The 5,275-nt window shown below is 71.1% G+C and carries 5 protein-coding genes; all 5 read right to left on the bottom strand.

What is annotated here, in order from left to right; genetic code table 11:
- Positions 1-265 precede the first annotated feature (265 nt).
- Positions 266-1,573: a type III glutamate--ammonia ligase gene (gene glnT / locus CCR87_RS06915; protein WP_201156827.1), complete on the bottom strand. Its 1,308-nt coding sequence runs from the start codon at positions 1,571-1,573 to the stop codon at positions 266-268.
- Between the two features lie 29 nt (positions 1,574-1,602).
- Positions 1,603-2,916 carry an FMN-binding glutamate synthase family protein gene (locus CCR87_RS06910; protein ID WP_201156826.1) on the bottom strand — a complete coding sequence of 438 codons (1,314 nt, stop codon included), beginning with the start codon at positions 2,914-2,916 and terminating at the stop codon, positions 1,603-1,605.
- On the bottom strand, positions 2,913-3,599 hold the full coding sequence (locus CCR87_RS06905; protein WP_201156825.1) for a GltB/FmdC/FwdC-like GXGXG domain-containing protein: 687 nt from the start codon (positions 3,597-3,599) through the stop codon (positions 2,913-2,915). Before CCR87_RS06905 ends, CCR87_RS06910 begins: the two co-directional genes overlap by 4 nt.
- Positions 3,599-4,543 (bottom strand): class II glutamine amidotransferase, encoded by a 945-nt coding sequence (locus tag CCR87_RS06900; protein ID WP_201156824.1) that lies wholly within the window; start codon positions 4,541-4,543, stop codon positions 3,599-3,601. Before CCR87_RS06900 ends, CCR87_RS06905 begins: the two co-directional genes overlap by 1 nt.
- Positions 4,544-4,658: 115 nt before the next feature.
- The coding region (locus tag CCR87_RS06895; protein ID WP_201156823.1) for a helix-turn-helix domain-containing protein at positions 4,659-5,275 on the bottom strand (617 nt) is incomplete at its 5' end.

Genomic DNA, 5,275 nt, shown 5'->3' with positions numbered 1-5,275 from the left:
GCAGGATCAGCCCCAGCATCAGCGCCCCCGACACCAGCCGCACCCCGGTAAAGGTCACCGCATCAATGGCGCCGTCCGCCAGCGCCAGCCGGTTCAGCACCGAATTGGCCGCGAACGCCACCATGGCCGCCGCCGTCAGACCTGCCGTGCGCAATCCTGGTGCCATCTCATCCCCCCGGCCCGTCATCCCGCAGCCCTCGTCCGGCCGCCCTCGGCCAGCAGCCAAGCACGCGTGCGGGGGCGGCGACAAGGGCCGCAATCGGGGCTAGATGTCCAGCGTGTGCTCCCGCTCCCAGCGCGAGAAATGCGACACGAAGCTGTCCCATTCGCCCTGTTTCAGACGGGTATAGGCGGCCGAGAACTCCGCCCCCAGCGCCTCGGTCAGGGTTGTGTCGGCCTCGAACGCCCGCAGCGCATCCAGCAGGTTCAGCGGCAGGCGGGGCGCGTCCTTCACGGTGTGCCCGTCGGCGTACATGTCGATGTCCAGCCGCGGGCCCGGGTCGGCCCGTGTCGCCACGCCATCCAGACCGGCCGCGATGATCGCGGCCTGCAACAGATACGGGTTGGCCGCCCCGTCCGGCAGGCGCAGCTCGAACCGCCCCGGGCCGGGAACGCGCACCATGTGGGTGCGGTTGTTGGCCGTCCAGGTCACGGTGTTGGGCGCCCAGGTGGCCCCGGAGGTGGTGCGCGGCGCGTTGATCCGCTTGTAGCTGTTGACCGTCGGGTTGGTCAGCGCCGCCATCGCCGGCGCATGCGCCATGATGCCCCCGAGGAAGTGGAACCCGGCCTCCGTCAGCCCGACGCCGTACCCGTCACCGGCAAAGCGGTTCTCGCGCCCGTCCAGCGACCAGGCCGAGATATGGGCGTGGCAGCCGTTGCCGGTCAGCCCCGCGACCGGCTTGGGCATGAAGGTCGCGCGCAGGCCGTGCTTCTCGGCCACCGACTTCACCATGAACTTGAAGAAGCTGTGGCGATCGGCGGTGACCATGGCGTCGGCGAAGTCCCAGTTCATCTCGAACTGGCCGTTGGCGTCCTCGTGGTCGGACTGGTAGGGGTTCCAGCCCAGCGCCAGCATGTAGTCGCAGATCTCGGCGATGACATCGTAGCGCCGCATCAATGCCTGCTGGTCGTAGCAGGGTTTTTCCGCGGTGTCGTAGGGGTCCGACAGCGCCAGCCCGTCGCGGGTCATCAGGAAGAACTCGGCCTCCACCCCGGTCTTGATGCGCAGGCCCGCGGCCTCGGCGGCGGCGATCTGGCGGGCCAGCACGGTGCGCGGCAGCTGCGCCACGGTTTCGCCGGCCATCACGCATTCGGCGGGGACCCAGGCGACCTCGGGCTTCCATGGCAGCTGGATCGCGGCCTGCGCCTGGGGCACGGCCAGCATGTCGGGATGCGCGGGCGTCAGGTCCAGCCACGAGGCGAACCCGGCAAAGCCCGCGCCGTCGTCCTGCATCATCGCGATGGACTGGGCGGGCACGAGTTTCGCGCGCTGCACCCCGAACAGATCGGTATAGGAGATCATGAAATACCGCACGCCGCTGGCGCGGGCGAACTCCTCGAGGCTCTGGGTCATCGCTGTCTCCGCTGTTGTGGGGTGGGGGGTCAGTATCCCCCGCGGCCCGGCACCCACGAGGTGCCCGCAAGCGGCACACCGGCCATGGCGGCGGCCTCCACCGTCAGGGCGCACAGGTCCTCGGGCTCCAGGTTCAGGACGTGGCTCTTGCCGCAGGCGCGCGCGATGGTCTGCGCCTCCAGCGTCAGGACGGACAGGTAGTTCTTCAGCCGCCGCCCCGCCGCCACCGGGTCGAGGCGGGCGGCAAGCGCCGGGTCCTGCGTGGTGATCCCGGCCGGGTCGCGCCCCTCGTGCCAGTCGTCATAGGCGCCGGCGGTGGTGCCGAGCGCGTTGTACTCCGCCTCCCAGCGGGGGTCGTTGTCGCCCAGCGCCACCAGCGCCGCGGTGCCGATCGACACCGCATCCGCCCCCAGCGCCAGCGCCTTGGCCACGTCCGCGCCGGTGCGGATGCCGCCCGAGACGACCAGCTGCACCTCCCGGTGCAGGCCGAGGTCCTGAAGCGCCTGCACGGCGGGGCGGATGCACGCCAGCGTCGGCAGGCCCACATGCTCGATGAACACGTCCTGCGTGGCTGCGGTGCCGCCCTGCATGCCGTCCAGCACCACCACATCCGCGCCCGCCTTGGCCGCCAGCGCGGTGTCGTAGTAGGGTCGCGCGCCGCCGACCTTGACGTAGATGGGCTTTTCCCAGCCGGTGATCTCGCGCAGCTCCAGGATCTTGATCTCCATGTCGTCGGGGCCGGTCCAGTCGGGGTGCCGACAGGCGGAGCGCTGGTCGATGCCCTGGGGCAGGGTGCGCATTTCGGCCACGCGGTCGGTGATCTTCTGGCCCAGAAGCATGCCGCCGCCGCCGGGCTTGGCGCCCTGGCCCACCACGATCTCGATGGCGTCGGCGCGGCGCAGGTCGTCGGGGTTCATGCCATAGCGCGAGGGCAGGAGCTGGTAGACGAGTTTGGTGGAGTGGCCGCGCTCCTCGTCCGTCATGCCGCCGTCGCCGGTGGTGGTGGAGGTGCCCATGGCCGAGGCCCCGCGCCCCAGCGCCTCCTTGGCCTGTGCCGACAGCGAGCCGAAGGACATCCCCGCGATGGTGATGGGGATGTCGAGGTGGAGGGGCTTCGACGCATGCCGCCCACCCAGCACCACATCCGTGCCGCAGCGCTCGCGGTACCCCTCCAGCGGATAGCGGCTGATGGACGCGCCGAGGAACAGCAGGTCGTCGAAATGCGGAACCCGGCGTTTGGCGCCGCCGCCGCGGATGTCATAAAGCCCGGTGTCGGCGGCGCGGCGGATCTCGGCCATCACATCCGGCGTGAAGGTCGCGGAAAAGCGGGGAGGGGTGGTCATCCGTAGGCGCCTGCGTTGTCGGGTTTGAAGTTGTAAAGCGTCCGGGCCGAGCCGTAGCGGCGGAACGCGCGCGGGTCGGCGTCGGCGCCCGCGCGCGCCAGCAGATCGGCCAGCACCGCCAGATGCTCGGGCCGCATTTCCTTCTCCACGCAGTCCGCGCCCAGCGACTTCACCGTGCCGCGCACGAACAGCCGCGCCTCATAGAGGCTGTCGCCCAGCGCCTCGCCCGCGTCGCCAAGCACGACCAGATGGCCCGCCTGCGCCATGAACGCGCTCATGGGGCCGACATTGCCGTGCACCACGATGTCGATGCCCTTCATCGAGATCCCGCAGCGTGACGCCGCGTTGCCCTTGATGACCAGCAGCCCCCCGTGGCCGGTGGCGCCGGCGTACTGGCTGGCGTCCCCCTCGATCACCACGGTGCCGGACATCATGTTCTCGGCCACCCCGGGGCCTGCATTGCCCGCGACGGTGATGTGGGCGGACTTGTTCATGCCGCCGCAATAATACCCGGTCGATCCGCGCACGGTGACATGGATCGGCGCATCCAGCCCCACCGCGATGGCATGGGCGCCGCGGGGGTTGAGCACCTCCCACGCGGTCTGGTTGGTGTGGGTGGCCTGCGCCTGCAGCGCTGCGTTCAGGGCGCGCAGGGGGGTGGTCGCAAGGTCGACCGTCTGCATCAGTGCCTCCAGAAATAGACGGTGGCGGGCTCGGGCTCCCACACCCGCGCGGCGTCGATCCCCGGCAGGGCGGCCAGCGCGCGGTATTCCGAGCCGAAGGCGACCCAGGCGTCGGTCTCCGCCATCACCGCGGGCTTGCACGCGATGGCATCGCGCAGCACCCCGAAGCCGTCCGCCGTGCCGACCACGAAGGTGTAGAACCCGTCCAGATCGTGCAGGGCGTGCTCCAGCGCCGCGCCCAGATCGCAGCCCCCGGCCATGCGGTGGGTCAGATAGGCGGCGGCGACCTCCGAGTCGTTGTCGGTCTGGAACGTCAGCCCGGCATGGCGCAGCCTGCGCCGCACGTTGTTGTGGTTCGACAGCGACCCGTTGTGCACAAGGCACTGGTCCGGCCCGGTGGAGAACGGATGCGCGCCGTCCGTCGTCACCGCCGATTCGGTTGCCATGCGGGTGTGACCGATGCCGTGGCTGCCGGTCATGCCCGCCAGCCCGAAGCGTTCGGCGACATCGGCCGGGCGGCCGACGTCCTTGAAGATCTCGATCGTGCGGCCCGCGCCGGTGACGCGCACGCCGGGGCGCAGGCGGGGCAGAGCGGCGCGCGCGGCTGCCACCGCGGCGTCGGGCAGGTGCAGCACCGCGCCGGGGCCGCGGCGCTCCAGCGTGACCCTGGTGCCCGGCGCCCCGCCCGGATCGGCGTCCAGCGTGGCGGCCAGCGTGGCGGCCAGATCTGTGGCCAGATCTGTGGCCAGCGTGGCGAAGTCCCCCTCCGGGTCGGGCGATTGCAGCGTCAGGCGGCCCGCGCCCGGCCGCGGCGGGCCATAGACGGCGATGCCCGCGCTGTCGGGGCCGCGGTCGGTCATGCTGACCAGCATCTCCGACAACAGCCGGCCCAGCTCCGGCTCAAGCGCCCTGTCCTTGAGAAACAGCCCCACGATCCCGCACATGCCCACCTCCATGTCCGGTCGAGGGGAGCCCGTCCGCGCCCCCTTGCCAAGAAAATTCCTTTCCACAGGGGCAAGACCACCCGGCAGTGCCCACGCCCTGGGCAGTGCCCCGCCGCTAGCCGGTCTGGGGATAGCTGATGACCGACAGATACCGCGCCGGCAGCACGATCAGCCGCTCCGGCCCATGCGGCGCGTCGGCATCGAAGAACAGCGAATCGCCCGGTTCCAGCCGGTAGAAGCGGTCCGCGTGGCGGTACTCCACCACCCCTTCGAGCATGTGGATGAACTCCACCCCCGCGTGCTGAAAGGTCGGAAAGACATCGTGCGGCGCGCCGAGCGTGATCAGGTACGGCTCCACCGTCACCCCCGAGGTGTTGGCCCCGATGTGGCCCAGAAGCGTGTACTGATGCCCCGCCCGCGTGCCCGCGCGCGCGACGTCCAGGCCCGTGCCCGCGCGCACATGCATCGCCGGGCGGACCTCCTCGAAGCGGCGCAGCAGCGCGGTCAACGGCACGCTGAGGACATCGGCCAGCGTCATCAGCGTGGTCAGCGAGGGGCTGATCTGGCCGTTCTCGATCTTGGACAGCATGCCGCCCGACAGCCCGGCCTGGGCCGCCAGCTCGGCGGCGGTCAGGGCGCGCGCGCGGCGCAGGGCGCGGACCTCGCGGCCGATGGCGGCCTCCAGCCGGTGCTCGCGCCGCGGGCGGGGGGTGTGGGGGTTCTGGCTGAGCG

Source organism: Rhodobaculum claviforme (genome assembly GCF_016653255.1).
In the GTDB taxonomy this organism is placed as follows: Bacteria; Pseudomonadota; Alphaproteobacteria; order Rhodobacterales; family Rhodobacteraceae; genus Rhodobaculum; species Rhodobaculum claviforme.
The sequence above is the reverse complement of the archived record's forward strand: the minus strand, read 5'-3'. Positions and strand labels throughout refer to the sequence as shown.

Coding starts and splice junctions, on each gene's coding strand:
- CCR87_RS06910 (WP_201156826.1), bottom strand. CDS start 2,916: ATGACCACCCCTCCCCGCTTTTCCGCGACCTTCACGCCGGATGTGATG.
- CCR87_RS06905 (WP_201156825.1), bottom strand. CDS start 3,599: ATGCAGACGGTCGACCTTGCGACCACCCCCCTGCGCGCCCTGAACGCA.
- glnT (WP_201156827.1), bottom strand. CDS start 1,573: ATGACCCAGAGCCTCGAGGAGTTCGCCCGCGCCAGCGGCGTGCGGTAT.
- CCR87_RS06900 (WP_201156824.1), bottom strand. CDS start 4,543: ATGTGCGGGATCGTGGGGCTGTTTCTCAAGGACAGGGCGCTTGAGCCG.